Genomic DNA, 25,155 nt, shown 5'->3' with positions numbered 1-25,155 from the left:
CGGCGGGAGCGGCTTGCGCACGCCCGCCGCTGCCCCGCCGCGTGCGCAAGCCGCTCCCGCCGCGTCCGCGCGATCCACCGCGCCGCCCCAGCAGACGGCTCCGCCCGCCGCGCCGCCCGCCCCGATCCCGCCGCGGACCCCCGCGACAGAACTGCCCGACCGCGGTTGGCGACGCATCCTGAGGCTGATCACCTTTGACCTCGTCAAGCTCGGTCCGTCGGCGACGCAGCGCCAGGAGGCTCAGTTCGAGGCAACCATTCGGGCCGGCCTGCACGGCAATTACAAGGTGGGCGTGCTGGGCAAGGGCGGTGTCGGAAAGACGTCGGTCGCCGCCAGCGTTGGATCGGTGTTCGCCGAGTTGCGTCCCCAGGACCACGTCGTCGCCATCGACGCCGACACCGCATTCGGCCGATTGAGCAGCCGGGTCGATCCGCGTTCGACCGCCTCGTTCTGGGAGCTGACGTCGAACAAGAATCTGCGGTCCTTCACCGACGTCATCGAGCGGGTCGGGCGCAATTCCGCCGGGCTGCACGTGCTCGGTGGGGAGCCTGCCTCGGGCCCACGCCGGGTCCTCGATCCCGCGATCTACCGCGAAGCCGCGTCGCGGCTGGATCGCCATTTCACTATCTCGGTCATCGATTGCGGCTCGACGATGGATTCGCCGGTCACTCAGGAAGTGCTGCGCGATCTCGACGCATTGATCGTGGTCTCCTCGCCGTGGGCGGACGGCGCCTCCGCCGCCGCGCGGACGCTGGAGTGGCTGTCGGATCAGGGCCTTGCCGATCTCTTGCACCGCACGCTCGTGGTGCTCAACGATTCCGACGGCCATGCCGACAAACGCACCCGGGAACTGTTGGCCCGCGAATTCGTCGAACACGGACAGCCGGTGGTCGAGGTGCCGTTCGATCCCCACCTACGGCCCGGCGGCGTCATCGATGTGAGCCATCAAATGGCGACGGCGACGCGCCGCAAATTTCTACAGATAACGGCCACGGTCGCAGGGTATTTCGCGGCGCGCCCGGACCGGGCACGCGCTCGCCGCCGCGACGCGGACGAGGGCTGACAAGCGCTACGGCCCTTGAGCGACCCCGATGCGGGCCGACGGATCGGCGATCGCCTCGATCTTGGTGACCAGGCGCCCGCGGATGGTCAGCACGATGGCGGCGAAGAGCCGGCGCTGCGCGAAGGCCAGCAGCACCGGCTGTCCGGCCGGACCACTCACCACCGTGACTTCCGGGCCGAGGTAGCGCATCAGGTTGGTGGCCACCGCGTGTGGCCCGTGATTGACCTGCGGGGGCGGCGCCGGGTCGGCGAGAACCGTGCCCACGCCCCAGACCGTGGGATCCAGCACGGCGGTCAGTGCGGCGATGTCGCCGTTCGCGCATGCGGTGATGAACTTTTCGGCGACGAGCTGGTGCTCTGCCGAGGCCACCTCGCTCAACTTCGGTTGTGCCGTACTGAATTTGGCTCGTGCCCGCCGCGCCAGCTGGCGGCAGGTGCCGGGGGGACGACCCACCGTTTCGGCGATCGTGTCGAAGGGGACGCCGAACACGTCATGCAACACGAACGCGACGCGCTCCCCCGGGCTGAGCCTGCGTAAGACTTCCATCAAGGCGCTGCGGACCTCGTCGTCGAGCGTGACGCGGTCGGCCGGATCGACGGACCGCGGTTCAGCCGGCTCGCGTTCGCGGCCCTCGCTGGCCGGGCGGCTCAAGCGTTCGTAGCGCGATCGCGCCGAGCGCACCTGATCGAGGCAGAGCCGGCTCGTGACGACCGTCAGCCACCCGCGGACATCGTCGAGCTGGTCGACGTCTTCACGGGACAGCCGCAGAAACGCCTCCTGCGCAACGTCTTCGGCGTCTCCGACATCTCCGAGTATCTGGTATCCGAGATTGATCAGATACGGGCGGTGCTGACGCCACGCCTCGGTGATCTGGTCGTATGACTGGTCCATGAATCTTCGACGATCTGATGCGGCAAAAAGTTACAGATTCCGGCTGTAACTTTCCCATCTTCCGCCCCGTCCTTGGTGAAAAGCAGTCGCATCACACCGGAAGGAACCACATCATGACGATCGTCGTAACCGGAGCCACCGGCAACGTCGGGCGGCCCCTCGTTGCCGAACTCGCCGCCGCCGGCGCCCGAGTGCGGGCGGTCACCCGCACGCCTGAGTCGGCGGGGTTTCCGTCGTCCGTCGACGCGGTCGCCTCGGCGGCCGACGCGCTAGCGGGAGCGTCGGCGGTATTCCTCAATTCCCGTGCCCTCGGGGCGGAGTTGCCCGACGTGGTGGCCCAGTGCGTGGCCGCCGGGGTCACCAAGCTGGTGGCACTGTCGGCCATCAACGCCGACGACGATTTCTCCCGGCAACCGTCCCGCTTCCGCGGCGACCGCAACAAGGAGGTCGAGCAGCTCGCGGTCGATTCCGGCCTGGCGTGGGTGAGCCTGCGCCCCACGGTGTTTGCGACGAACTTCGCCGGCATGTGGTCGGCGCAGATCCGCGCCGGCGATGTGGTTGCCGGACCCTACGCCGCGGCGTCGACCTCGCCGATCGTCGAGGCTGACATCGCGGCGGTCGCCGCGCGGGCGCTGCTCACCGATGAACTTGTCGGGCAGCGCATTCCGCTGACCGGTCCGCAGGCATTCACCAACGTGGAGCTGGTGAACGTCATCGGCGCCGTCCTGGGCCGCCGACTGCGATATCAGGAAGTACCGGCCGACGTCGTGCGGCAACGGTTCATCGGCCTGGGTTTCGGCGCCGAGTTCGCCGACGCCTACACGTCCATGCTCGCCGACACGCTCGACAAACCCGCCCTTGTCACCCACGACGTCGAGAAGATCCTGGGCCGGACGGCGACCCCGTTCGCGCACTGGGTGTCGGCGCACCGCAGCCTGTTCGCGAATTAGATCAGCAGAGAAATAAGGAGCACTCAGATGTCACAACCACGTCCGCCGCGCTACCTCAAACCGATGAACAAGATGATGATGGCGGTGCAGCGGCTCGGGATACCGACCGGCCCCGCCATGGTGCTGACGGTGCCCGGCCGTAAGTCGGGCCAACCGCGCAGCACTCCGATGACGCCGTTCGAGTTCGAGGGCGGCCTCTACGTGGTGGCCGGTTATCCGGGCGCCGACTGGGCGGCCAATGCCCGCGCCGCGGGCACCGGCACGCTGGCCCGGGGCCGACGATCGCGGCAAGTCAGGATCGTCGAACTGAATGCCGACGAAGCGCGGCCGGTGCTGCGGGCATTCCCGGCCGAGGTGCCCGTCGGAGTGGCGTTCGCAAAGCGCTCCGGAATGGTGCGCGACGGAACAGCCGACGAATTCGAGGCGTTGGCGGGCCAGCTCGCCGTCTTCCGATTCGAACCGGCTTGACCGCCGTCGCCCACACCCAACCACGCGTCCTGCCGCCGACCCCTCGAAATTCGGCGGCCACCGCGCACCAGGTTAAGCCGACTTTGCGGTCTCGCGCAGCGGGTATCCGTTGCGCTCGGCCAGGGATCGCAGCTGCCGCAAGGCGAAGGCCCGCGGTCGGCCCGATTCCGGAATGACGACGCCGGCCCACAGTCCGTCCGCACGCGGGGACTCGACGGCCTCGCGCGCGCATAGCCACCGGCGTGGGCACGCTCGGCACAGGGCCTTAGCCTCCGCGTCAGGGGCTGACGTCCAGCGGTCGGGGTCCCGCGTGCAAGCGCCCAGCGGGATGTCGTACAGAGTTGGTGCGGTCATGTCGCGCGTTCCTCCAGAAGCATTGCGGTCATCCGTGCTTGTGTCCGTCACGCTATAGCACTTACCGCTGCAATGCAACGGTTATGTCCAGTCAGCGTCTTCCGCGCTACTGTTAGCGATCCTGCATTCCTCGGCTCGCCGACGGGCCGTGCCTAGGTCGAGGCCGGGATTATGGCTCGTCTGAGCTGGAGTTTTGCGTCAATTCGAATCTGGCCCAACGATCCCCCGGACCATTGCAGTAGTTGAAAACCGTAGCACGCTGAGGTCGAACGATAGCACCGACCGTATTGCATCGAAACGTAGCAATCGGTGTACGAACGGGGCCGGCGCGACGGTTAGAATCGCAACGGCGGAAGGTCCGCCCCGGGAACCGAGGGATCACCGCAAATGTCCACCGCCGAGTCGACTGCTCCACCGCAGCGCCGGGACGGGTCGGACGCTCACGATGCCCGTGTCGGCGAGCTGGATCCCGGCATGGTTCGGGCAGGGGCAGCCGCGGCCGCGCGCCGTCGTGAACTGGGCATTAGTCAGCGCGGTCTCGCGGCCGACGGGATCATCAACGCCGGCGCACTCATCGCTTTCGAAAAGGGACGCAGTTGGCCGCGGGAACGAACTCAGGCCAAGCTCGAGCAGGTACTGCAATGGCCCGCCGGAACCATCGCGCGGCTCCGCCGGGGATTGGCCGGCGAAGCACAAGTCAAGCCGAATCCGGCCGCCCCTGGCGCCCGCGAGGCGGGCGAGCAGGGCCCAAATTCCGATGCCTCGACGTCGTTGATCGCGGAGGCGATCGTTGCTGCTGTGGACGGTTGCGATCTGGCGATCGCCGCATTGCCGCCGGCCGATGATCCGCAATTCATCGAGCGGGCGACACCGATCCTCGCCGACCTGCGCCAGCTCGAGGCGATCGCCGTTCGAGCAACCCGCATCAGCCGGATTACCCCGGAACTGATCAAGGCGCTGGCCACGGTGCGCCGTCATTACGCCGAGCTGATGACGGTCGGCGCGAGCGCGCCCGGCGCTCCGCTGGCGCAGCGTCTATATGCGGCCCGGCGGAGGGCCAACCTTTCCACCATCGAGACCGCGGACGCGGCCGGCGTGACCGAGGAGATGGTCGCGCGCGTAGAAGCCAACGAAACTGTTCCCCACGGCGTCGCCGACGCTATCGAAGCGCTAATCAGCCACATGCACTGAGGCCGCCACCGTCGTTCAAAGCGCTATCGGCACATGCTTTTCCGCGCACGCGTCCTTGACCGCGGCGATCATGTCCTGGGTGCGAATCGACTGTAGGTCTTCGACGGTCACCGACCCCTTGTCGGTGCGGTGCTGGGCGGCCACCCGCGAGTCCCGCAGCCGTTCGGCGCGTTCGACCACGTTTCGTGCGAATCGGCCGTTCTGCATCAAGTCGATGCCGTGCTCCCCGTTGGGTGCGTGGTAGGCGCGCAACGTGAGGCAGGCCGCCTTCAGCGCTTCGCCGGCGGCGTCCTCGAGCACGGTGGCGCGCGGCTTGCCGTAGCGCACCGCGATTTCCACCAGCTCGTCGGGCGTGTACGACTCGAACCGCAGTTTGCGGTTGAACCGCCCCGCCAGACCCGGGTTGACCGTGAGGAATTCGTCGACTTCTCGCTCGTAGCCCGCGCCGATGAAGCAGAAGTCGAACCGGTGCACCTCGAGCGCGACCAACAGCTGGTTGACCGCCTCCATGCCGATCATGTCCGGCCGGCCGTCCTGGTGGCGCTCCACCAACGAGTAGAACTCGTCCATGAACAGGATGCGGCCCAGCGAGCGGCTGATCAGTTCGTTGGTCTTCGGGCCCGAGGCGCCGATGTGTTCCCCGCAGAAGTCGGCGCGCTTGACCTCGATGATCTCGGGATGGCGCACGATGCCGAGGCCGGCGTAGATCTTTCCCAGCGCCTCGGCGGTGGTTGTCTTACCGGTGCCGGGCGGGCCCACCAGCAGCATGTGGTTGGTCTGGTTGGCCACCGGCAATCCCGCCGCCAGGCGCAGCGCGCGGACCTCGATCTGGTCCTCCAGTTCGGCGACCGCCCGCTTGACTTCGGCCAGTCCGACTTGGTTGTCGAGCAGCGCGCGCCCCTCCTGCAGGAGTTCGCTGCGCCGCTCTTGGTGTTCGGATTCCTGACGTTGCTGCTCCGACAGCTCGGTGGTCACGTCCCACTTGTTCGATCGGCTGCTGATGGCATCCTCGTCGGTGATCACCAGCTGCAGCGCGGGATCGGCTAGCGCTTGCTTGGCCGGTTCGATCAGCGCACCGTTGATCGTCGCCTTCGACAGCCAGATCTGCGCCTTGTTCTCGTCGCCGAGCTGGCGATGCGCCATGCCGCGTACGTAGGCAAGATCGGCGGCGATCAGCGGGAAATCGTTGGGATCTATTGCGGCGAGGGCGGTTTCGAGATTGTGACGACGCGACTCGGTCGGGCCACCGTATCCGGAGCGCAGTTCGACGCGATCGGTCCATTCGAGTGCGACGCGCCCCTGCCCGAGGTGGGCCGCGGCGTGGGCGGCCAGGGTGCAGGTCGCCGCGGTGACGGCCGACATGATGATTCCATGCTTTGTCGGACGCCCGGCATCCGCTACGGGTTCCGGCGCGATCGCCACCACGCCAACAGCTCGGCGGACGCCTCCTCGGTGGTCAACGGCCCGCGTTCCAGCCGCAGCTCTTTCAAGAACCGCCACGCCTCCCCGACCTGCGGGCCCGCCGGGATGTCGAGCAACTCCATGATCTGGTTGCCGTCCAGATCGGGGCGCACCCGCGCAAGATCCTCCCGGGCCGCCAGCTCGGCGATCCGCGCCTCCAGCCGGTCATAGCTGGCCTGCAGGCGCGCGGCCCGCCGCTTGTTGCGGGTCGTGCAGTCGGCGCGCACCAGCTTGTGCAGCCGCGGCAGCAGCGGCCCGGCGTCGGTGACGTAACGGCGCACCGCGGAGTCCGTCCACTTGCCATCGCCGTAGCCGTGGAATCGCAGATGCAGATACACCAGCTGCGAGACGTCGTCGACCATCTGTTTGGAGTACTTCAGCGCCCGTAGCCGCTTCCGGGCCATCTTCGCGCCGACCACCTCGTGGTGGTGGAAGCTGACGCCGCCGTTCGCCTCGTGCCGCCGCGTGGCCGGCTTACCGATGTCATGCAGCAACGCGGCCCACCGCAGCACCAGATCCGGGCCGCCCTCGGGGCGTGGGCCTTCCAGCGCAATCGCCTGCCGCAGCACGGTCAGCGAATGTTGGTAGACGTCCTTGTGCTGATGATGTTCGTCGATGGCCATCTGCATGCCGCCGACCTCGGGCAGCACCACCTCGCCCATCCCGGTCTGCACCAGCAGGTCGATACCGGCGACGGGGTCGTCGCCGAGTAGCAGCTTGTCCAGCTCGGCGGCGACCCGCTCGGCGCTGATCCGTTCCAGCTGCGGTGCCATCTCTTCGATCGCCGTCCGCACCCGCGGCGCGACGGTGAAGCCGAGTTGTGACACGAACCGCGCCGCGCGCAGCATCCGCAGCGGGTCGTCCCCGAAGGAAACCGACGGAGCCGACGGGGTGTCCAGCACGCGCGCGCCGAGCGCGGCCAAACCGCCTAGCGGATCGAGGAATTCACCCGGCCCGGCCGGCGTGACGCGCACGGCCATCGCGTTCACGGTGAAATCGCGCCGCACCAAATCGTCGTCGAGCCGGTCGCCGAACCGCACCTCGGGATTGCGCGACACCTGGTCGTAGCTGTCCGCGCGGAACGTGGTGATCTCGAGGCGATAATCGCCCTTGCCGACTCCGACGGTGCCGAATGCGATGCCGGTGTCCCACACGCTGTCCGCCCACGGCCGCACCATCTGTTGCACCTGCTCGGGACGCGCGTCGGTGGTGAAGTCAAGGTCTGGACTCAACCTGCCCAGCAACGCGTCCCGCACCGAACCGCCGACCAGATACAACTCGTGGCCCGCATCGGCGAATGCCGACCCGAGCTCGCGCAACACGGGGGCGTGCCGGTTAAGCGCGACCGCCGCGGCGGTCAGCAGATCGGCATCGGCTTGGGACACGTTCGATCAGCGTAGTCGGGCCAGACCCCAGGCCTCGCCCGCGGCGAGTATGTCCGGAGGCCCAGCTCGTGCCAGCTACTATCGCTTGGGTGTCGGATGGCGAACAAGCCAAACCACGTCGGCGCCGGGGACGACGCCGACGCCGCGGCGCTGCCGGCTCGGCCGAGAACCTTACGAACGGCCAAGCGGCCAGTGACGCGGCGGTGACGAAACCACGCCGATCGCGCTCGCCGCGCCGCGTGCCGGACCGGCTGCGGACCGTGCACGAAACATCCGCCGGCGGACTGGTCATCGACGGCCTCGACGGGCCTCGCGACAGCCAGGTCGCCGCCCTTATCGGTCGCATCGATCGACGCGGACGGATGTTGTGGTCGCTGCCCAAAGGCCACATCGAGCAGGGCGAGACCGCCGAGCAGACCGCCATTCGCGAGGTTGCCGAGGAAACGGGAATACGGGGCAGCGTGCTGGCGGCGTTGGGGCGCATCGACTACTGGTTTGTCACCGACGGCCGCCGCGTGCACAAGACCGTGCACCACTATTTAATGCGCTTCTCCGGCGGCGAGCTGTCGGACGAGGACCTCGAAGTCGCCGAAGTGGCATGGGTGCCGATGCGGGAACTGCCGTCGAGGCTGGCCTACGCGGACGAGCGCCGCTTGGCCGAGGTCGCCGACGAACTGATCGACAAGTTGCAGAGTGACGGTCCGGCCGCACTTCCTCCGCTGCCGCCGAGCTCGCCCCGGCGGCGCCCGCAGACCCATTCGCGCACCCGGCATTCCGACAAACCCGCCGGCCGGAAGAACGGCCACGGGCCGGGGCCGTGATTGTGCCGCGACTCTGCTGGACGGGCCTGGTGCGGGTTGCCGCCGTGGTCGGCATCGTGGCCGGTTTTGCGGTACTGCTCAACGGGCCCGTCATCGCGCCGCGCGCGGCGGCCGACGAACCCGGGTCGACGCCGTTTGTCCGTGTCCGCATCGACCAGGTGACCCCCGATGTGGTCACGACAACGAGTCAACCGGTCGTCACGGTCAGCGGCATGGTGATCAATATCGGCGACCGTCCGGTCCGCGACGTCATGGTCCGGCTGGAGCACGCCGCACCCGTCACCGCCTCGGCGGGTTTACGCACGGCCCTGGACGGTGGCACCGACCAATACCAGCCGGCGGCGGATTTCCTGACGGTCGCACCGGAACTGCAGCGTGGGCAACAAGCCGGCTTCAGCCTGTCCGTCCCGCTGCGGTCGTTGAGCAAGCCATCGTTGGGCATCGACCAGCCCGGGATCTACCCAATCCTGGTCAATGCCAACGGAACTCCCGACTACGGCGCCCCCGCCCGGCTCGACAACGCGCGGTTCCTGCTGCCGGTGATCGGTGTGCCGCCGGACCAGGCCGACGACCTGGGCTCGGCCGTTGCGCCCGATACGTCGAAACCCGTGTGGATCACGATGCTGTGGCCGCTGGCCGATCGGCCGCGTCTGTCCCCGGGCGCGCCCGGCGGCACCATTCCGGTCCGGCTCGTCGACGACGACTTGGCCACCTCGCTGGCCACCGGTGGCCGGCTGGACATCCTGCTGTCCTCAGCCGAGGTCGCCACCAGCCACGACGTCGACCCCGACGGCGCGGTCGGACGCGCGCTCTGCCTGGCTGTCGACCCGGATCTGCTGGTCACCGTCAACGCGATGACGAGCGGCTACGTCGTGTCCAACTCGCCTGACCTGGCCGCTCAACAACCCGGTAGCCCGACCCACCCGGGGACCGGCCAGGCGGCCGCGACCGTGTGGATGAACCGGTTACGCGCGCTGGCCCACCGCACCTGCGTCACACCGCTGCCCTACGCGCAAGCCGACCTCGACGCCTTGCAGCGCGTCAACGATCAGGGCCTGAGCGGGATCGCCACCAACGGCGTCGGCGACATCGTCGACCACATTCTCGACGTCCCGTCCGCCCGCGGGGCCACCCTGCTGCCCGACGGCCCGCTGACCAACCGAGCGGTCGACTTGCTCAGCGCCAACGACAACACGGTCGCCATCGCGGCCGCCGACCTGGCCGCCCAGGACTCCGCCAGCGACTCGCCCACGACCGTCGACACGAAGCCCCGGCGGTTGTCGCCCCAGGTGGTGCTCGCGCCGTTTGACCCGGCCGTCGGCGCCGCGCTGGCCGGAGCGGGGACCGACCCCACCGTCCCCACCTATCTGGACTCCTCGCTGACGGTCCGGCTGGCGCACGACTCGGAGACCGCCCGACGTCAGGACGCGCTGGGTTCCATGTTCTGGCACTCCTTGCAGCATGACGCCGCGCCGCGCACCCAGATCTTGGTGCCGCCGGCGACATGGCACCTGCAGGCGGACGACGCGCAGGTCATCCTGACCGCGCTGGCCACCACGATCCGGTCCGGCCTGGCCATACCGCGCCCACTGCCCGCGCTGATCGCCGAGGCCGCGGCCCACAACGAGGCGCCGGGGCCGCCGACGGACGCCTACCTGTCGGCCCGCGGCCGCTTCGGTGACGACGTGACGGCCGACATCGGTCACCAGGTAGGCAGGCTGTGGGGGCTGACGTCGGCGCTGACCACCGACGAGCGCACCGGCCTGACCGGCATCCAGTACACCGCTCCCCTGCGCGAGGACATGCTGCGCGCACTCAGCGAAACCGAACCGCCGGACACCCGCAACGCGCTGGCCGCGCAGCGCCTAACGGTGGTGGGCAAAACCATCAGCGACTTGTTCGGTGCCGTCACGATCGTCAACCCCGGCGGCTCCTACACCCTGGCCACCGAGCACAGCCCCCTCCCGCTGGCGCTGCACAACGGCCTCGCCGTCCCCATCCGGGTCCGCCTACACGTCGACGCCCCGCCCGGAATGAACGTCTCCGACGTCGGCCAGATCGAACTGCCGCCGGGATACCTACCGCTGCGGGTGCCGATCGAAGTGAACTTCACCCAGCGGGTTGCCATCGACGTGTCGCTGCGAACGCAGGACGGGCTGCGGCTGGGCGAGCCGGTGCGCTTGTCCGTGCACTCCAACGCCTACGGGAAGGTGTTGTTCGCGATCACGCTGACCGCGGCGGCGATCCTGGTGCTGCTGGCCGGACGCCGGCTGTGGCACCGATTCCGCGGCCAGCCCGACCGCGCCGATCTAGACCGGCCCGACCCACCCGACCACCGACCCGCCCGTTCGCGAGACGACATCCCCGATCGGGTCGATGAAGAGCACCGAGTATGAAACCCGCCTACCGGCGACCCCAGCCGCGGCCGCAGCCGCGGCCCGGTACCCGGGGACCCGCCTCGCCGCCTACCGGGCCGCTGCCTCCGGTGCCGGAGTTGGCCCGTCGACGACCCGAACTATCCGACGCCGCCCTGGTATCGCGCTCGTGGGCGATGGCTTTCGCGACACTGATCAGCCGGATCACCGGATTCGCCCGCATCGTCCTGCTGGCCGCCATCCTGGGGGCCGCGCTGTCCAGTGCTTTCTCGGTGGCCAACCAGCTGCCGAACCTGGTCGCGGCGCTGGTGCTGGAGGCGACGTTCACGGCGATCTTCGTTCCGGTGCTGGCCCGTGCCGAGCAAGACGATCCCGACGGCGGCGCGGCGTTCGTGCGGCGCCTGGTCACGTTGACCACCGCGCTGCTGCTGTTCGCGACGGCGCTGTCGGTGGTCGCCGCACCGCTGCTGGTGCGCCTGATGCTCGGCCGCGCTCCTCAGGTCAACGAACCCCTGACGACGGCCTTCGCCTACCTGCTCCTGCCCCAGGTGCTCGCCTACGGTCTTACCTCGGTATTCATGGCAATCCTCAACACCCGCAACGTGTTTGGGCCGACGGCATGGGCACCGGTCGTCAACAACGTCGTCGCACTCGCAACCCTGGGCGTGTATCTGGCGGTCCCCGGCGAACTTTCGGTCGATCCCGTTCGGATGGGCAATGCCAAGCTGCTCGTGCTCGGCATCGGCACCACCGCCGGCGTGTTCGCGCAGACCGCGGTCCTGCTGATCGCGCTGCGGCGCGAGCGTGTGAGCCTGCGCCCGCTGTGGGGAATCGACCAGCGGCTCAAGCGATTCGGTGCGATGGCCGCCGCGATGGTGCTCTACGTGCTGATCAGCCAGCTCGGCCTGGTGGTCGGCAACCAAATCGCCAGCACCGCAGCCGCTTCCGGACCGGCGATCTACAACTACACCTGGCTCGTGCTGATGCTGCCGTTCGGCATGATCGGCGTCACGGTGCTGACCGTGGTGACGCCACGGCTGAGCCGCAACGCCGCCGCCGACGACACCCGAGCGGTGCTGGCCGACCTGTCGCTGGCCACCCGACTGACCCTGATCACGCTGATTCCGATCGTGGCTTTCATGACCGTCGGCGGGCCCGCGATCGGCAGCGCCCTGTTCGCCTACGGTCATTTCGGCGGGGTCGACGCCGGATACCTGGGTGCCGCGATCGCGTTGTCGGCGTTCACGTTAATCCCTTACGGGCTGGTGCTTTTGCAGCTGCGCGTGTTCTACGCACGCGAACAGCCGTGGACACCGATCGTGATCATCCTCGTCATCACGGCGGTCAAGATCGTCGGCTCGGTGCTGGCCCCGCACCTCACCGGCGACCCCAAGCTGGTGGCCGGTTTCCTCGGGCTGGCCAACGGCATCGGTTTCCTCGCCGGCGCAGTCGTCGGCTACCACCTGTTGCGGCGCGCGCTGCTGCCCCGCGGCGGCCACCCGGTCGGCGTCCGGGAGGTGCGCACGGTTCTGGTGACGGTTGCCGCGTCGTTGCTGGCTGCCTTGATTGCCCATGTGGCCGACCGGCTGCTGGGACTGAGCGAGCTGACGGCCCACGGCGGCGCCGCCGGTTCGCTGCTGCGACTACTGGTCCTGGCGCTCATCATGTTGCCGATCATGGCCACGGTCATGGTCCGCGCACGGGTCCCCGAGGCCCAGGCGGCGCTGGGCGCCGTGAGCCGCCGGATCAGACCCCGCAGCGGGCGCTGGGAGCAACCGCCAGCGCGCCCTACGGCGGCCGTACCGGATCGATCGTCTCACCGGCGGCCCGTCACGTACCCTGAGCAGAGGAATTCGTCCCCGCCGGGGGTAGGTGCGGTCCAGGAGCCGATCCGGCGCAGGCCTCCGGAGCGGGCCGACAGCGTCCGGATAGCGAAAGGACCGGAGGTGACCGACCGCCCAGTAGACAGCGCCGCATCCGGCCCCGCGTCAGGCGGCAAGCTACCGCGTCCGGTTGCCGACGATTTCGAGCCCGACATTCCGGCCCCCGATATTCCCGCCAAGCCCGATTCCGCGGCGCCGCGGCCGTCCGACCAGCGCAACGGCGATCTTAACGGCGAAGCCGCGCGCGGGCCGATCCCCTTCGACGCGCCCCGCGAGCGAAGCGCGGACTCGGCGGCGTCCACCGACGACGTCCACCTGGTGCCCGGCGCTCGCATCGCCGGCGGCCGCTATCGGCTCCTCGTCTTCCACGGCGGGGCGCCGCCCCTGCAGTTCTGGCAGGCGCTCGACACCGCGCTCGACCGGCAGGTGGCGCTCACGTTCGTGGATCCCGACGGAGCCCTGCCGCATGACGTGCTGCAGGAGGTCCTCGCCCGCACGCTGCGGCTGAGCCGGATCGACAAGCCCGGTGTCGCCCGAGTGCTCGACGTCGTGCACACGGGATTCGGTGGCTTGGTGGTCGCGGAGTGGATTCGCGGCGGCTCGCTGCAGGAGGTGGCCGACACCGCGCCGTCGCCAATCGGCGCCATCCGGGCGATGCAGTCGCTCGCCGCCGCCGCGGACGCGGCCCACCGCGCCGGAGTTGCCCTGTCGATCGATCACCCCAGCCGGGTGCGCGTGAGCATCGAGGGCGACGTGGTGCTGGCCTACCCGGCCACGATGCCCGACGCGAATCCACAGGACGACATCCGCGGAATCGGCGCCGCGCTCTACGCGCTGCTGGTCAACCGTTGGCCGCTGCCGGAGCACGGGGTCCGCAGCGGACTGGCCCCCGCCGACCACGATTCGTCCGGCCTGCCCGTCGAACCCACGGTCATCGACCGCGACATTCCCTTCCAGATCTCGGCGGTCGCCGTCCGCGCGGTCCAGGAAGACGGCGGAATCCGCAGTGCGTCAACACTTTTGAACCTGTTGCAACAGGCGACCGCGGTGGCGGACCGCACCGAGGTGCTCGGGCCCGTCGACGACTCACCCCTAGCGCCGAGCCCGCGCGAACCCGCCGGTCCGCTGGACGAGGCCACGTTCGCGCGACGGCGCCGCAACGTGCTGATCGGGGTGGGCGCCGGCGTCGTGGTCCTCGTGGTGGCGCTGTTGGTGCTCGCGTCGGTGGTGAGCAAGATCTTCGGCAACGTCGGCGGCGGCCTCAACAAGGACGAGCTCGGACTCAACGGCCCGTCGTCGTCGACCAGCTCGTCGGCCCCCAGCTCCGCTCCGGCGGGCGCCGTCGTCAAACCCACCAGGGCGTCCGTCTACTCCCCTGACGGTGATGCCGACAATGCGGGCACGGCCGGGCAGGCGATCGACGGCGACCCCACCACCGCCTGGGCTACCGAGGTCTACACCGACGCCGTTCCCTTCCCCAGCTTCAAGCAGGGCGAAGGTTTGATGCTGCAGCTGCCCAGCCCGACCGTCGTCGGCCAAGTCACGATCGACACCCCGAGCAGCGGAACCAAAGTCGAGATCCGGGCGTCGTCCACCCAGACGCCGTCGAAGCTGGAGGACACCACCGTGCTCGCCCCGGCCTTCACACTCAAACCCGGCCACAACGTCATCCCGGTCAAGGCCGGGTCGCCGACCTCGAACCTGCTGGTGTGGATTTCCACGCTCGGAACCACCAGCGGCAAGAGCCAAGCCGGTTTCTTCGAGATCACCGTTCAAGCCGCGTCCTGACGGCGCTCACAGACCCTTGGTGCGGTGAAGTGCCGCGCGATCACCGATTGGTTACTGTCCGGCCGTGGGTGTGGGGGGAGAGGTCGAGCGCAGCGACGCCGAGCTGCTCGCCGCCCACGTTGCCGGCGACCGCTACGCGTTCGGCGAGCTGTTCCACCGTCACCGCCGCCAGCTGCACCGCCTGGCCCGGCTGACCACCCGCACCCCCGAGGACGCCGAAGACGCGCTGCAGGACGCCATGCTTTCGGCCCATCGCGGCGCGGGTTCGTTCCGGCACGACGCAGCGGTCGGCAGCTGGCTGCACCGCATCGTGGTCAACGCGTGCCTGGACCGGCTGCGGCGGACCAAGACGCAGCGGACCGTGCCACTCGACGATGTCTACCCGGTGGCCGATCGCAGCGCGCAGGTCGAAACGGCGCTGCTGGTGCAGCGCGCCCTGGGTCGGCTCCCAATCGAACAGCGGGCCGCGATCGTGGCGGTCGACATGCTGGGCTGTTCGGTTGCCGACACCGCCCGGCTGCTCGGCATCCCCGAAGGCACCGTCAAGAGCCGATGCGCCCGCGGCCGGGTTCGCCTGGCCGAGCTGCTCGGTTATCTCAACACCGGCGCCCACGCCGCACCCGATGCTCCAGCCGGTCAGGCCTGACGCTTCCGCGGGGCCGCGTGTGGCCATCGATCCGTGCATGACGGACACTGGGACGGATGGGTGCAGCCGAGAACGATCCCGCGGATCATGGTGCGGGGGCAGCAGATCCACCGCTGACGGTCGAGCGGCTCGCCGATTTGCAGGCCGGCCTGCTGGACGACGACGCCGCCGCCCGGGTACGCAGACAAATCCGCGCCAACCCGGAGGCCGAGAACGTCCTGCGTGCGCTGAATCAGGTGCGCCGCGATGTCGCCGACGCCGGCGCGGTGGCCCCCGAGGCTCCCCCCGAGGTTGTCGCCCGGATCACCGCGGCGTTGACGTCGGCCGACCCCCGCGGGGCCCCCGCGGCACACTCCGCCCGGCCGCGACCGCGCCCCGGCCGGGTCGCCGCGGGTGTGGCCGGTTTGTGCGCCGTGCTGGCCGCGATCGGCATCGGCACGGCGGCGCTGGTCAACGCGCCGACGCCAATACCGAGCACGGCGGTCACCGCCGAGCACATCACGGTGTCGACGCCGCCGATGGTGGTGCCGTTGTCGCAGCACGAGATCCTTGGCCTGCTCGACCGCAGACCCGAGTACGGCCCGCTCAGCGACCCGTCTCGTCGCGCATCCTGCCTCAGCGGCCTGGGCTATCCGGCTTCCACGCAGGTGCTGGGCGCACGGCCGATCGACATCAACGCCCGCCCTGGCGTGCTGCTCGTGCTGCCCGGCGATACGCCCAACAACCTGGCGGTCTTTGCGGTGGCACTGAATTGCAGCGCGGCCGACACCGGCCTGCTGGCCAACACGCAAGTCCCGCGCCTTTAGTGTGATGCCACGTGTTGCGCGCCCCAGCGGGAACAGCAATGCCTACGCTGGCGTTCGACACAACGACGCCCTGTACCCCGAAAGGCCCGCATGACCGCCGCCCCGTCCGCTACTGACCCCATCCACGACGTCATCGTCATCGGTTCCGGTCCCGCCGGGTACACCGCGGCCCTGTATGCCGCCCGCGCGCAGCTGGCACCACTGGTCTTCGAGGGCACCTCATTCGGCGGCGCGTTGATGACCACCACCGACGTGGAGAACTATCCCGGGTTCCGCGACGGCATCACCGGCCCGGAGTTGATGGACGAGATGCGCGAGCAGGCGCTGCGCTTCGGGGCGGACCTGCGGATGGAGGACGTCGAGTCGGTGTCGCTGGACGGACCGGTCAAGTCGGTCGTCACGGCGGAGGGGGAAACCCACCGCGCCCGGGCCGTCATTCTGGCGATGGGCGCCGCGGCGCGCTACCTACGGGTTCCCGGCGAGCAGGAGTTGCTGGGCCGCGGGGTGAGTTCCTGTGCCACCTGCGACGGCTTCTTCTTCCGAGACCAACACATCGCCGTCATCGGCGGCGGCGACTCCGCGATGGAGGAAGCCCTGTTCCTGACCCGGTTCGCCACCAGCGTGACGCTTGTGCACCGCCGCGACGAGTTCCGGGCATCGAAAATCATGCTGAACCGCGCCCGCAACAACGACAAGATCAAGTTCGTCACCAATCACACTGTCGCCGCGGTGGAGGGCGACACCACGGTGACCGGATTGCGGCTGCGCCACACCGTGACTGGTGAAGAAACCACGCTGCCGGTGACCGGCGTCTTCGTCGCGATCGGCCACGAGCCGCGTTCGGCGTTGGTGCGCGACGTCATCGACGTCGACCCCGACGGGTACGTGCTCGTCAAGGGGCGCACCACCAGCACGTCGCTGGATGGTGTGTTCGCGGCAGGCGACCTGGTAGACCGCACGTATCGGCAGGCGGTCACGGCGGCCGGTAGCGGTTGCGCCGCGGCGATCGACGCCGAGCGGTGGCTGGCCGAGCACGAAGAGTCGGATGCGGCCGGCGAGACACAGCAGCTGACCGTAGGAACACATTGATGGGAGCGTCACGATGACCGAAAACGCCGGCGGCACAATAGAAGTCTCCGACTCGTCCTTCTCCACCGACGTGTTGTCCAGCAATAAGCCTGTGCTGGTTGACTTTTGGGCAACCTGGTGCGGACCGTGCAAGATGGTCGCGCCCGTGCTCGAAGAGATCGCGGCCGAGCGCGCCGAACACATCACCGTCGCCAAGCTCGACGTCGACGCGAATCCGGAAACGGCGCGCGACTTCCAGGTGGTGTCCATCCCCACGATGATCCTGTTCAAGGACGGTCAGCCGGTGAAACGTATCGTCGGCGCCAAGGGCAAAGCCGCCCTGTTGCGTGAGCTTTCCGACGCGGTTCCCAACCTCGCCTGAACCCCATCCAACCGCGCGGCACGAGCCCGCCGGTTAGCCTGGGGTTTTCCGGAAATCGAGAAGGATCTGCGACAATACCGGTTAGCTCTAACCCGTATTTCAAGCCTGTCAGTCCGTCCCGGAGGGCCCTTGGTATGCCGAGTCCGCGCCGCGAAAACGGCGACGCGCTGCGCTGTGGTGACCGCAGCGCTGCAGTGACCGAAATCCGGGCGGCGCTGGCTGCGCTGAACCTGCTGGAGAACTCCGAGGAAGACCTGACCACCGGCAGGCATGTGGCCCTCGAACTGTTCGATTCCGAACTCGACCAGGCCGTACGTGCCTTCCAGCAGCACCGTGGACTGCTGGTCGACGGCATCGTCGGCGAGGCCACCTATCGGGCGTTGAAAGAGGCGTCTTACCGGCTCGGCGCGCGCACGCTGTATCACCAATTCGGCGCCCCCCTGTACGGGGACGACGTCGCGACCCTGCAAGCTCGGCTACAGGACCTCGGCTTCTACACCGGGTTGGTCGACGGCTACTTCGGTTTGCAGACGCACAACGCGTTGATGTCGTACCAACGCGAGTACGGGCTCGCCGCCGACGGCATCTGCGGTCCGGAAACGTTACGCTCCTTGTACTTTCTGAGTTCCCGGGTCAGCGGCGGCTCGCCCCACGCGATTCGCGAGGAAGAGTTGGTGCGCCGATCGGGACCCAAACTCTCGGGCAAGCGGATCATCATCGATCCGGGCCGCGGCGGCGCGGATCACGGCTTGATCTGCCACGGTCCGAACGGGCCCATCAGCGAAGCAGATGTGTTGTGGGACTTGGCAAGCCGGCTTGAAGGCAGGATGACGGCCATCGGCATGGAGACCTTTCTGTCCCGGCCGACCAATCGCAGCCCGTCGGATGCCGAACGCGCCGCGACGGCCAACAACGTCGGCGCGGACCTGATGATCAGCCTGCGCTGCGAGGCTCAGCGCAGTCCTTCCGCCAACGGCGTCGCGTCGTTCCATTTCGGCAACTCGCATGGCTCGGTTTCTACCATCGGCCGTAATCTCGCCGACTTCATTCAGCGAGAAGTGGTGGCCCGCACCGGTTTACGGGATTGCCGCACACATGGCCGGACATGGGATCTGCTCCGGCTGACCCGGATGCCGACCGTTCAGGTCGACGTCGGCTACATCACCAATCCACGCGACCGGGACATGCTGGTGTCGACGCACACTCGCGACGCGATCGCCGAAGGTATCCTCGCCGCGGTCAAGCGGCTGTATCTGCTGGGCAAGAACGATAGACCCACCGGCACATTCACCTTCGCCGAGCTGCTGGCTCACGAATTGTCGGTGGAACGCACGACCAGGCTCGGCGGCTCCTAACCCTGCTGGATGCCCGCTAGGTATTCGTGGCCGTCGACCCGGCCCCGATCGGCTGCTCCAGCTGCGCATTGGCCAGCAGGCGCTCCAGCGCCGCCTCCACCTCGGCCTTCCAGCCCAGGCCCTTATCGAGTTCGAGCCGCAGCCGGGGGAAGTACGTATGTGGCGCCACCACAACGAAACCCACGTCCTTCAAGAACTCCGCATCGATGATGCAATGCTCGACCGTGCAGTCGCCGAGGGCTTCCAGCACCGGACGCACAGCGGGATCGACCATGCGCGGGTCCTGTAACTCCGACGCCGCCGGCATGCGGCCGAACGCTTCCAGCGCCCGGACTCCGCGCCGCACCAGCTCGTCGATGACGCGGGCCAACAAGCTGTGCGGCAAGTCGTGTGCGGCCTGTCCGGGTTCGATCCCCATGGACGTCAGCAACACCGCATCGGCGGATACCGGCGCGGTGGGAAACCGCTGCGCGCGTGGAACCGCTCGCGGCGGTGCGTAGAGGACATAGCCGAGGCACGGGGGATCGGCGTGGCTGCGTTCGTCGGGGACCGCCGTCGCGACCTGACCGCACGAGCCCCACTCCAGCATCACCATCGACAACCAGGCTTCCTTTTCGAATTCCGGATCGGCGAGGTGGTCCTGGTTACCGAGGGTCGCGGGATCGACCTCCCAGAAGACGCAGCGGCGCGCGTGCTTCGGAAGATGCTCGAAGGCTTCGAGCCGCAGCGGCGTGATTCGAGCAGACACTAGCCTCCTGGCTTCCGTGCGTACCGCAAGCCCGGATATCCCCAGGCTGACATGCACCGGCAACCCCTCCAGGATAGGAGAGTTTGCCGTCGCGGGGCCAGTGTTCGCGCAGCCCGGTGACGGGCCCGGCCGGGGCCGGCCTACAGCCGGGTGTTCCGGCCCGCTCAACTCCGAAATTCGTTGTCGCCCAGTGGTTTTCCGGCACTGCGCCGTGTCCGCAGCGGGTTGATTCGCGCCCGGAACCCGGCCAGTGTCACAGTGACGTAATTACACCGTGTCGCTGGTCATGGGTTGGGCGGGGTCATAACGCCGATGATCCGCTGCAAGTCCTCCACCGAGGCGAACTCCACAACAATCCGCCCCTTGCGTTTGCCAAGGCTGACCGTCACGCGCGTATCGAAGGTATTCGACAGCCGGTCAGCAACGTCCTGCAGGCCGGGCATCTGGATGGGCTTGCGCCGCGGGGGCGCCGGCTTATGCCCCTCCCCGCGATTGGCCAGCGTGACCGCTTCCTCGGTGGCGCGCACCGACAGGCCCTCCGCGACGATCCGGCTGGCCAACTCTTCTTGGGCCTCGGGGCCGGCCTCGAGGGATAGCAGCGCACGGGCGTGGCCGGCCGACAGCACCCCCGCCGCTACTCGGCGCTGGACTGCGATCGGCAGTTTGAGCAAGCGGATCATGTTGGTGATCAGCGGCCGCGATCGGCCGATGCGGGTCGCCAGTTCGTCGTGGGTGACGTCGAACTCGTCGAGCAGCTGCTGGTAAGCCGCCGCCTCTTCCAGAGGGTTCAGCTGCACCCGATGGATGTTCTCCAGCAAGGCGTCGCGCAGCAGGGTGTCGTCCGCGGTCTCGCGCACGATGGCCGGGATGGTGGCCAGGCCCGCCTCCTGGGCCGCCCGCCAGCGCCGCTCCCCCATCACGATCTGGTAGCGCGCGCCGCTCTTCGCCCCGGGCACCGCCCGCACCACGATGGGCTGCAAGAGGCCGAACTCGCGGATGGAGTGCACGAGTTCGGACAGCGCCTCCTCGTCGAAGACCTGCCGTGGCTGACGTGGATTGGCCTCGATGTCGGCCGGCGCGATCTCGCGGTACACCGCCCCCACGCCTGAGGCGTCCGGCGCCGGTCCACCGATCAACACGTCGGCGGCGGCGTCCCCCATCCGTGGGCCAAGGGTCGCCGGGCCCGAGTCGCCCTCGGCCGGACCGGTGGGAATCAGCGAAGCCAGGCCCCGGCCAAGGCCGCCCTTCCTCCGTAACGGCTGCGTCATGATCGTCCCTTCGCCGATGGTTGTCAGTCGCGTAGCGCGAGTTCGCGGCTCGCGTCGAGGTAGCTCATCGCCCCGCGCGAACCGGGGTCGTAGTCGATGATGGTCATGCTGTAGCCGGGCGCCTCCGAGACCTTGACGCTGCGCGGGATCACCGTGCGCAGCACCTTGCTTCCGAAATACCGGCGCACCTCTTCGGCCACCTGGTCCGCGAGCTTGGTCCGCCCGTCATACATGGTGAGGATGACGGTGGTGACGTCCAGCCGGGGATTCAGGTGGGCCTTCACCATCTCGATGTTGCGCATCAGCTGTGACACCCCCTCGAGCGCGTAGTACTCGCACTGAATCGGGATCATCACCTCGGGCGCGGCGACGAGCGCGTTGATGGTCAACAGCCCCAGCGACGGCGGGCAGTCAACGAAGACGTAGTCGAAGTCGAACTCCTCAAGCGCGGCCAAAGCGTTACGCAATCGGTTCTCGCGCGCAACCATGCTCACCAATTCGATCTCGGCACCGGCCAGGTCGATCGTGGACGGGACGCAGAACAGGCGCTCGCTGTGCGGGCTGCGGCGCAGCGCGTCCTGCAGCGAGACCTCGCCGAGGAGGACTTCGTACGATGACGGCGTCCCGGCCTGCCGGTCGGTGATCCCGAGCGCCGTGCTCGCGTTGCCCTGCGGATCGAGATCGATGACGAGCGTCTTGAGCCCCTGGACGGCGAGTGCGGCCGCAAGGTTGACCGCCGTGGTGGTTTTGCCGACGCCGCCCTTTTGGTTCGCGACGGTGAAGACCCGTCGGTGATCCGGCCTGCGCAACGGTGGGTAGGCGGTGTGGAGGACCCGCATCGCCCGCTCGGCGGCGGCGCCGATCGGGGTGTCGTATTCCTCCGATGTTTCACGTGAAACATGCGGCACCGCATCCGCCGGGTCGTGGTACTCGGTGGCACTCTCCTGCCCGGGCGCGACAGCCGCTGGAGGCGGCGGCGCGGCGGGCCAGTCTCGCGGAGAACTCATCGATGTCCCCTGTTCCCCATTCGTACCGACCCCTCCCGCGGCTGGCTTGCGCGTCGCGCTAAGACCACGGTTGCGGGCGGACGCAAATAGTTCGCGCCACATGTGACCACCCTGGCATCAACGGCGCCCGACGCCGCCATCACACGCCGGTGCGCCCGGAGTTCGTCCGGGGCGCGCTCGCCCTTGATGGCCACCATCCGACCGCCGGGCCGTAGCAACGGCATACTCCACTTCGTCAACTTGTCCAATGCTGCAACCGCTCGCGACACAGCCGCGTCCCTTCCCCCGTACCGTTCCCGCACCCAAGGTTCCTCGGCCCGGCCGCGCACCACCTCGACGGCCAACCCTAGTTCGGCCACCACCTCATTGAGAAACTCGCTCCGTCGCAGCAGCGGTTCGAGAAGTACGACCCGAAGGTCGGGCCGCGCAATCGCCAGCGGGATCCCCGGCAGCCCGGCGCCGCTGCCGATATCCACCACCCGATCCCCCGGATCCAGGAGCTCGGCGACGGCGACACTGTTCAGCACATGACGGTCCCATACCCGGGCCACCTCGCGCGGTCCGAGGAGGCCGCGTTCCACGCCGCGCGATGCCAACAGTTCGGCATACCGCTGCGCAATAGATATATGTGGCCCGAAGATGGCGGACGCCGCGTCCGGGGTCGGTATCGATTCGGCGGGGGCTGTCGGCACGGCAGGGTCGGGCATCCGCTCGCAACGGCCGACATGTTTCACGTGAAACATCCCTCTGGTCTTTGTCGCCGCGGCTCAAAATGCCGCGGCGAACTACACCGCTGTAACTCCTAGTCGAGCAGTACTACCACGCGGCGCGACGGCTCCGCGCCCTCGCTTTCGCTGTGCACCCCGGGGACCGCCGCGACCGCGTCGTGGACGATCTTCCGCTCGAACGGCGTCATCGGCGCGAGCTCCTCGCGCTCGCCGCTGTCCAGCACGCGACGCGCGACCTTGTCGCCCAGCGCGGCCAGCTCCTCGCGGCGCCGACGGCGCCAACTCGCGATGTCGAGCATCAGTCGGCTGCGCACGCCGGTCTTCTGGTGGACCGCCAGCCGAGTCAGCTCCTGCAGCGCGTCGAGCACCTCGCCGGTGCGGCCGACCAACTTGTTCAGGTCGTCGCTGCCGTCGATGCTCACCACCGCGCGGTTGCCCTCGACGTCCAGATCGATGTCGCCGTCGAAGTCCAATAGGTCCAGCAGCTCCTCGAGGTAGTCGCCGGCGATCTCCCCCTCGGCGACCAACCGCTCCTCCAAGTCATCGCCTTCGTCGGCGGCCGCTTCCGTCGCCGCCCCGTCCTCGTTGACATCCTCGACCGACGGTTCGACGTCAACGTCGGGCTCGGTGATGTGTGCGTCCGTCATGCCTCTCTCTCCCTCATCCACGGGTCCCCCTCGTCAGCGTTTGCGTCTCTTCGGTCGCGCTCCCGGCCGCGGGGCGCGGTTGCCCGGCGCGTTGTTGCGTGTGCCGGGCTTCGGTTTGTCCGCCTGTTCCGGTGTCTCGGCTTGCCGAGCTTGGGAGCCATCGGAGTCCGCCTTCGGCGCGGCCGGTTCCGCGTCGTCATCGCCGACCGTCGCCGAGCCGTTACCGACTGCCGGGGTCGGCTTCGGGTTGCGTTTGGGCTTGGCTCCCGGCGCCGGCGCGTTGGCCGCCCGGCGCTTGATGACTTCCTGCTTCTTGGCCTCGTCCTCTTTCTCGATCATGCCGAACACGTAGTGCTGCTGACCGAAGGTCCAAATGTTGTTCGAGAACCAATACAGGATGATCGCCAGCGGAAGGAACGGCCCACCGACCACCACACCGAGCGGAAACACATACAGCGCAAGCTTGTTCATCATCGCGGTCTGCGGGTTGGCCGCCGCCTCGGGGCTCTGCCGCGCGATCGATGCCCGGCTGTTGAAGTAGGTTGCGATGCCGGCGAGGATCATCACCGGGACGCCGACCGCGACCACTGCGGGGCGACTGAAATCGGTGAATGCCTCCATGCCCGTCCGCTGTGTCATGGACGCGCCGATCGGCGCGCCAAACAGGTTGGCGTCCAGGAAGTGTTGTACCTCGAGCGGGCTGAACATGTAGTTCCCCGTAAGCCGGTTTTGGATCACCGACAGGTGCGGCTGACCGAATCCGCCCTGCGTTCGGTTGAACGAGCGCAACACGTGATACAGCCCCAGGAACACGGGGATCTGCGCCAGCATCGGCAAGCAGCCCAGGATCGGATTGAAGCCGTGCTCGCGCTGCAGCTTCTGCATCTCGAGCGCCATCCGCTGACGGTCCTTGCCGTACTTCTTTTGCAGCGCCTTGATCTGTGGCTGCAGCTCCTGCATCTGCCGGGTGGTACGGATCTGACGCACGAAGGGCTTGTACAGCAAGGCTCGCAGGGTGAACACCAAGAACATCACCGCCAGGGCCCAGGCGAAGAAGTTCGATGGGCCCAGCAGCGCCGCGAACAACTTGTACCAAACCCACATGATCCACGACACCGGGTAGTAGATGATGTCGAGGCTGAAAAAATCAAACAAAAGATTCACTCTCCCCTCGCGCCGCTGGCGCATCCCAGACGTCGCTGGCGTCGTCGAAGTTCGCCCGGCATCCGCGGCGCTCCGGTATCGGGTCCCATCCTCCCTGATGCCACGGCCCACACTTGGCGAGCCTGACCGCCGCCAACCAGCCGCCGCGAATCAGGCCGTACTCGGTGAGCGCATCGACCGCGTACTGGCTACACGTCGGAACGAAGCGACACGTCGGTGGGCGCAGCGGCGACACCATGTGCCGGTATAGCTGGATGAGAAAAATCAGCCCCCGTGCGGCGGCCCTGCCCGAACCACCGACTACCGCGCGCGCCCGCGCCGTCTGATTCACCGGCGCGTCCCCGCCAGCTCACACCCGCGTCGCAGAGCGCTTCGCAGCTGCTGCGTCAGCCGCGCCGATGACGCTTGCCGACTACTCGGCAGCGCCCGGATCACCACCAGATCGGATTGATCGAGATCGCCCAGCAGACTTCGGGCGGCATGCCGCAAGCGACGCGCGACCCGGTGACGGTCCACCGCCGACCCCACCGCCTTGCCGATGATCAGCCCCACCCGCGGGCCGTTATTGCCGTGGTTGCGCCGGCGGAGGTAGACGACGACGTCGGACTGCACCGCGCGCGCCCCGCACTTGACGGTCGCGTCGAACTCCGTCGACCGCCTCATACGGTTGCGTGCGGGAAGCACCGCCAAAGGACCTGACGTTGCG

Annotated in this window: 23 protein-coding genes and 1 pseudogene; 12 read left to right on the top strand and 12 right to left on the bottom strand. The window is 68.4% G+C overall.

What is annotated here, in order from left to right:
* Nucleotides 1-124: 124 nt before the first annotated feature.
* Entirely contained in the window at nt 125-1,063 is a 939-nt protein-coding gene (locus ACQI5H_RS20760) for a MinD/ParA family ATP-binding protein (protein WP_427081186.1), read from the top strand.
* A gap of 6 nt (nt 1,064-1,069) precedes the next feature.
* Here the strand turns inward: ACQI5H_RS20760 and sigI are convergent, their stop codons facing one another.
* Nucleotides 1,070-1,954 carry an RNA polymerase sigma factor SigI gene (sigI, locus tag ACQI5H_RS20755; RefSeq protein WP_427081180.1) on the bottom strand — a complete coding sequence of 295 codons (885 nt, stop codon included), beginning with the start codon at nt 1,952-1,954 and terminating at the stop codon, nt 1,070-1,072.
* A gap of 113 nt (nt 1,955-2,067) precedes the next feature.
* Here sigI and ACQI5H_RS20750 point away from each other — a divergent pair, with 113 nt between their 5' ends.
* Both ACQI5H_RS20750 and ACQI5H_RS20745 read left to right on the top strand, forming a co-directional pair.
* Nucleotides 2,068-2,904 (top strand): NAD(P)H-binding protein, encoded by an 837-nt coding sequence (locus tag ACQI5H_RS20750; RefSeq protein ID WP_427081179.1) that lies wholly within the window; start codon nt 2,068-2,070, stop codon nt 2,902-2,904.
* Between the two features lie 27 nt (nt 2,905-2,931).
* Complete coding sequence (locus ACQI5H_RS20745; protein WP_427081178.1) at nt 2,932-3,372, top strand: nitroreductase family deazaflavin-dependent oxidoreductase; 441 nt, start codon at nt 2,932-2,934, stop codon at nt 3,370-3,372.
* A gap of 72 nt (nt 3,373-3,444) precedes the next feature.
* Here ACQI5H_RS20745 and ACQI5H_RS20740 read toward each other — a convergent pair whose 3' ends face one another.
* Nucleotides 3,445-3,726, bottom strand: a complete 282-nt coding sequence (locus tag ACQI5H_RS20740; protein WP_427081177.1) for a WhiB family transcriptional regulator — start codon at nt 3,724-3,726, stop codon at nt 3,445-3,447.
* A 387-nt stretch (nt 3,727-4,113) separates the two neighbouring features.
* On the opposite strand from ACQI5H_RS20740, the gene ACQI5H_RS20735 reads away from it, so the two are divergent.
* Entirely contained in the window at nt 4,114-4,917 is an 804-nt protein-coding gene (locus ACQI5H_RS20735) for a helix-turn-helix domain-containing protein (protein ID WP_427081176.1), read from the top strand.
* Nucleotides 4,918-4,932: 15 nt separating this feature from the next.
* On the opposite strand, the pseudogene eccA reads toward ACQI5H_RS20735, so the two are convergent.
* Together eccA and ACQI5H_RS20725 are read right to left on the bottom strand one after the other, a co-directional pair.
* Nucleotides 4,933-6,285: pseudogene (gene eccA / locus ACQI5H_RS20730) on the bottom strand (type VII secretion AAA-ATPase EccA); the annotation flags it as partial.
* Between the two features lie 29 nt (nt 6,286-6,314).
* Nucleotides 6,315-7,763: a CCA tRNA nucleotidyltransferase gene (locus ACQI5H_RS20725; RefSeq protein ID WP_427081175.1), complete on the bottom strand. Its 1,449-nt coding sequence runs from the start codon at nt 7,761-7,763 to the stop codon at nt 6,315-6,317.
* Between the two features lie 89 nt (nt 7,764-7,852).
* Here ACQI5H_RS20725 and ACQI5H_RS20720 point away from each other — a divergent pair, with 89 nt between their 5' ends.
* From ACQI5H_RS20720 to ACQI5H_RS20685, 8 genes are all read left to right on the top strand, one after another.
* Entirely contained in the window at nt 7,853-8,584 is a 732-nt protein-coding gene (locus ACQI5H_RS20720; RefSeq protein ID WP_427081174.1) for an NUDIX hydrolase, read from the top strand.
* Entirely contained in the window at nt 8,581-10,980 is a 2,400-nt protein-coding gene (locus tag ACQI5H_RS20715) for a hypothetical protein (protein ID WP_427081173.1), read from the top strand. Before ACQI5H_RS20720 ends, ACQI5H_RS20715 begins: the two co-directional genes overlap by 4 nt.
* A complete protein-coding gene (locus ACQI5H_RS20710; protein WP_427081172.1) occupies nt 10,977-14,630 on the top strand; it encodes a lipid II flippase MurJ in 3,654 nt (1,217 codons plus the stop codon). Before ACQI5H_RS20715 ends, ACQI5H_RS20710 begins: the two co-directional genes overlap by 4 nt.
* Nucleotides 14,631-14,694: 64 nt before the next feature.
* Nucleotides 14,695-15,276 carry an RNA polymerase sigma factor SigM gene (gene sigM, locus ACQI5H_RS20705; protein ID WP_427081171.1) on the top strand — a complete coding sequence of 194 codons (582 nt, stop codon included), beginning with the start codon at nt 14,695-14,697 and terminating at the stop codon, nt 15,274-15,276.
* 56 nt (nt 15,277-15,332) lie between these two features.
* Nucleotides 15,333-16,082 (top strand): hypothetical protein, encoded by a 750-nt coding sequence (locus ACQI5H_RS20700; protein WP_427081170.1) that lies wholly within the window; start codon nt 15,333-15,335, stop codon nt 16,080-16,082.
* A gap of 90 nt (nt 16,083-16,172) precedes the next feature.
* Nucleotides 16,173-17,171 carry a thioredoxin-disulfide reductase gene (gene trxB / locus ACQI5H_RS20695; protein WP_427081169.1) on the top strand — a complete coding sequence of 333 codons (999 nt, stop codon included), beginning with the start codon at nt 16,173-16,175 and terminating at the stop codon, nt 17,169-17,171.
* 13 nt (nt 17,172-17,184) lie between these two features.
* Nucleotides 17,185-17,532 (top strand): thioredoxin, encoded by a 348-nt coding sequence (gene trxA, locus ACQI5H_RS20690; RefSeq protein ID WP_427081168.1) that lies wholly within the window; start codon nt 17,185-17,187, stop codon nt 17,530-17,532.
* 134 nt (nt 17,533-17,666) lie between these two features.
* Nucleotides 17,667-18,887, top strand: coding sequence for an N-acetylmuramoyl-L-alanine amidase (locus tag ACQI5H_RS20685; protein WP_427081167.1), 1,221 nt, complete (start codon nt 17,667-17,669; stop codon nt 18,885-18,887).
* 16 nt (nt 18,888-18,903) lie between these two features.
* On the opposite strand, the gene ACQI5H_RS20680 is transcribed toward ACQI5H_RS20685, so the two are convergent.
* From ACQI5H_RS20680 to rnpA, 8 genes are all read right to left on the bottom strand, one after another.
* A complete protein-coding gene (locus tag ACQI5H_RS20680; protein ID WP_427081166.1) occupies nt 18,904-19,635 on the bottom strand; it encodes an acetyltransferase in 732 nt (243 codons plus the stop codon).
* Between the two features lie 284 nt (nt 19,636-19,919).
* Nucleotides 19,920-20,903 carry a ParB/RepB/Spo0J family partition protein gene (locus ACQI5H_RS20675; protein WP_427081165.1) on the bottom strand — a complete coding sequence of 328 codons (984 nt, stop codon included), beginning with the start codon at nt 20,901-20,903 and terminating at the stop codon, nt 19,920-19,922.
* A gap of 23 nt (nt 20,904-20,926) precedes the next feature.
* Nucleotides 20,927-21,910 carry a ParA family protein gene (locus tag ACQI5H_RS20670; RefSeq protein ID WP_427081164.1) on the bottom strand — a complete coding sequence of 328 codons (984 nt, stop codon included), beginning with the start codon at nt 21,908-21,910 and terminating at the stop codon, nt 20,927-20,929.
* Nucleotides 21,907-22,617 (bottom strand): 16S rRNA (guanine(527)-N(7))-methyltransferase RsmG, encoded by a 711-nt coding sequence (gene rsmG, locus ACQI5H_RS20665; RefSeq protein WP_427081185.1) that lies wholly within the window; start codon nt 22,615-22,617, stop codon nt 21,907-21,909. Before rsmG ends, ACQI5H_RS20670 begins: the two co-directional genes overlap by 4 nt.
* Before the next feature lie 95 nt (nt 22,618-22,712).
* Nucleotides 22,713-23,285 (bottom strand): protein jag, encoded by a 573-nt coding sequence (locus ACQI5H_RS20660; RefSeq protein ID WP_427081163.1) that lies wholly within the window; start codon nt 23,283-23,285, stop codon nt 22,713-22,715.
* A gap of 33 nt (nt 23,286-23,318) precedes the next feature.
* A complete protein-coding gene (gene yidC, locus ACQI5H_RS20655) occupies nt 23,319-24,449 on the bottom strand; it encodes a membrane protein insertase YidC (protein ID WP_427081162.1) in 1,131 nt (376 codons plus the stop codon).
* The gene (gene yidD / locus ACQI5H_RS20650; protein ID WP_427081161.1) at nt 24,433-24,780 is read right to left on the bottom strand and encodes a membrane protein insertion efficiency factor YidD; all 348 of its coding nucleotides are present in this window, start codon (nt 24,778-24,780) and stop codon (nt 24,433-24,435) included. Before yidD ends, yidC begins: the two co-directional genes overlap by 17 nt.
* Nucleotides 24,777-25,133 carry a ribonuclease P protein component gene (rnpA, locus tag ACQI5H_RS20645; protein WP_427081184.1) on the bottom strand — a complete coding sequence of 119 codons (357 nt, stop codon included), beginning with the start codon at nt 25,131-25,133 and terminating at the stop codon, nt 24,777-24,779. The genes yidD and rnpA overlap by 4 nt, the downstream gene beginning before the upstream one ends.
* Nucleotides 25,134-25,155 lie beyond the last annotated feature (22 nt).

This window comes from Mycobacterium heidelbergense, from assembly GCF_050205645.1.
In the GTDB taxonomy this organism is placed as follows: Bacteria; Actinomycetota; Actinomycetes; order Mycobacteriales; family Mycobacteriaceae; genus Mycobacterium; species Mycobacterium heidelbergense_A.
The sequence above is the reverse complement of the archived record's forward strand: the minus strand, read 5'-3'. Positions and strand labels throughout refer to the sequence as shown.

Excerpts from the sequence above, each read along its gene's own strand:
- trxA (WP_427081168.1), top strand. The coding sequence starts at position 17,185 with ATGACCGAAAACGCCGGCGGCACAATAGAAGTCTCCGACTCGTCCTTC.
- ACQI5H_RS20670 (WP_427081164.1), bottom strand. The coding sequence starts at position 21,910 with ATGAGTTCTCCGCGAGACTGGCCCGCCGCGCCGCCGCCTCCAGCGGCT.
- ACQI5H_RS20735 (WP_427081176.1), top strand. The coding sequence starts at position 4,114 with ATGTCCACCGCCGAGTCGACTGCTCCACCGCAGCGCCGGGACGGGTCG.
- trxB (WP_427081169.1), top strand. The coding sequence starts at position 16,173 with ATGACCGCCGCCCCGTCCGCTACTGACCCCATCCACGACGTCATCGTC.
- ACQI5H_RS20685 (WP_427081167.1), top strand. The coding sequence starts at position 17,667 with ATGCCGAGTCCGCGCCGCGAAAACGGCGACGCGCTGCGCTGTGGTGAC.
- ACQI5H_RS20700 (WP_427081170.1), top strand. The coding sequence starts at position 15,333 with ATGGGTGCAGCCGAGAACGATCCCGCGGATCATGGTGCGGGGGCAGCA.
- sigI (WP_427081180.1), bottom strand. The coding sequence starts at position 1,954 with ATGGACCAGTCATACGACCAGATCACCGAGGCGTGGCGTCAGCACCGC.
- ACQI5H_RS20710 (WP_427081172.1), top strand. The coding sequence starts at position 10,977 with ATGAAACCCGCCTACCGGCGACCCCAGCCGCGGCCGCAGCCGCGGCCC.
- ACQI5H_RS20740 (WP_427081177.1), bottom strand. The coding sequence starts at position 3,726 with ATGACCGCACCAACTCTGTACGACATCCCGCTGGGCGCTTGCACGCGG.
- ACQI5H_RS20750 (WP_427081179.1), top strand. The coding sequence starts at position 2,068 with ATGACGATCGTCGTAACCGGAGCCACCGGCAACGTCGGGCGGCCCCTC.
- ACQI5H_RS20745 (WP_427081178.1), top strand. The coding sequence starts at position 2,932 with ATGTCACAACCACGTCCGCCGCGCTACCTCAAACCGATGAACAAGATG.
- rsmG (WP_427081185.1), bottom strand. The coding sequence starts at position 22,617 with ATGCCCGACCCTGCCGTGCCGACAGCCCCCGCCGAATCGATACCGACC.
- ACQI5H_RS20675 (WP_427081165.1), bottom strand. The coding sequence starts at position 20,903 with ATGACGCAGCCGTTACGGAGGAAGGGCGGCCTTGGCCGGGGCCTGGCT.
- ACQI5H_RS20660 (WP_427081163.1), bottom strand. The coding sequence starts at position 23,285 with ATGACGGACGCACACATCACCGAGCCCGACGTTGACGTCGAACCGTCG.